Source organism: Methylobacterium sp. WL9 (genome assembly GCF_008040035.1).
In the GTDB taxonomy this organism is placed as follows: domain Bacteria; phylum Pseudomonadota; class Alphaproteobacteria; order Rhizobiales; family Beijerinckiaceae; genus Methylobacterium; species Methylobacterium thuringiense.
Window position 1 is genome coordinate 1 of sequence record NZ_VRVE01000184.1, and the last position, 1,189, is coordinate 1,189.

1 pseudogene is annotated in these 1,189 nt (G+C 75.4%); it reads right to left on the reverse strand.

Annotated features, from left to right (window positions below):
* Positions 1 to 1,189: pseudogene (locus FV217_RS23155) on the reverse strand (hypothetical protein); the annotation flags it as partial.

The following is a 1,189-nucleotide window of genomic DNA, read 5'->3' on the forward strand; positions in this document are numbered from 1 at the left end:
AAGGCGCCCGGAGCCGGGGAGGGCGCGGCCTGGGCGGCGGCCCTCACCGGCTCCGAGCCGGCTCCGGCCACCCGGCGCTGCTCCATGACCTGCGGCTGCACCACGTCGGCGCCGCGGTTCGAGCGCGAGACCAGGCTGGCGAGGGCGTTCAGCGCCTCGATCTGCTCCGAGACGACCCGGCGCATCTCGCTGGTCTGGTCCTGCGTCTCGCGCGGGATCTCCAGCACGCCGCGCTGGATCTCGGCGCGGGTGGCGTCGAGCTCGCGCCGGATCTCGGCGGCCATCGCGTTCATCGCGGTGACCGATTCCCCGAAGCCGGCGGAGGCGGCGCCGAGCGCCTCGGTCATCTGGCTCGAGGCCGAGGCGATCGTCGCCTTCACGGCGGCGACGGTGCGCTCGCTCTGCTCGTCGGCGCCCGAGCGCAGCCGCTCGAAATCGCCGGTGACGCTGCTGCCGGCGGTGATCGCGGCCTGGGACAGGCTCTCGCCGATCTCCCGGGCGCGGGCTTCGGCGGCGCGTAGCGTCTCCTCGACGGTGGCCGAGAACCGGGCCGACTGCGCCTCCAGCGCTCCCGAGCGCTCCTCGATCCGGGCGAGCACGCCCTCGACCTCGCCCTGGCGGCCCTTCAGGGTCTCGGCGAGGCGGCCCTCGATCGTCTCGATCGAGCCGGCGGCGCCGGTCAGGCTCGCGACATGGGCCTGCGTCTGCTCGCCGAGGCTGCGGCTGCGGGCATCGAGGGAGGCGGCGAGGGCCGCCGCCTCGGTGAGGACGCCCTGCGAGACTTCGCGAAGAGCCACCACCTGGGTCGAGACGCCCTCGGTGGCGCGGCTCGCCTCGCCGGCGATCTGGCCGAGCGCCGCCTGGATCTGCTCGACCCGGCCGGCGAGACCCTGCTCGATCGCGCCGAGATTGCCCGTCGCGCCCGAGACCAGCTCGCGCATGGCGGTGTTGGCGCCCTCGATGCGGGTGAGCACGCCGCCGAGGTTGCGCCCGAGCATCTCGTTGGCCTCGGCCAGCGAGGCGGTGGAGCGCGTCGCGCCCTCCTCGATCGCAGCGCGGAGCGCCGCGGCGGATTCGCCGGTGCGGGCGACGAACTCGTCGGCGCGCTGGTTCAGTGCCTCGACCAGCGGCGTGCCGTGCTCGGCGAGCGCCCGCTCGATCTGGTCCCCGCGCTCGGACAGGGCGGCGG